This window comes from Mesorhizobium sp. M1D.F.Ca.ET.231.01.1.1 (genome assembly GCF_003999155.2).
Taxonomy (GTDB): domain Bacteria; phylum Pseudomonadota; class Alphaproteobacteria; order Rhizobiales; family Rhizobiaceae; genus Mesorhizobium.
Genome location: NZ_RZOZ02000129.1, coordinates 1 through 350 on the forward strand (window position 1 = coordinate 1; position 350 = coordinate 350).

1 pseudogene is annotated in these 350 nt (G+C 72.6%); it reads right to left on the reverse strand.

The features are described 5' to 3' along the window. A pseudogene (locus EN874_RS32615) lies at positions 1-350 on the reverse strand (CHAD domain-containing protein); the annotation flags it as partial.

Genomic DNA, 350 nt, shown 5'->3' on the forward strand with positions numbered 1-350 from the left:
GGCGCGGGCGCCGTCGGCCAGGATATCGGCCGCCTGTTCCGGCTGGTCGGGCAGCGCCAGCCGGTCGATGCGCTCCAGGCCTTCCCGGCAGGCGGCTACGGCCGCATTGATGGCGGCGTCGAGGCCCGGGCCGGCGTGGAGCTCGTGCTGGCGCAGCACCAGCCGTTCGCGCACGGGATCGAGGCCGCCGCCGGCCGATTGTTCCGGAAAGGCATCGGCGAGGCGGTCGACGGTCTCGATCAAGGCGGTCGCCTCGCGCGGGCCGGCGAGCAGCGCCGAGACCTGCTTGTAGCACTCGTTCTCGGTCTGGCAGAACGGTTCGTCTCCGGAACGAACCAGGCGCAGCAAGG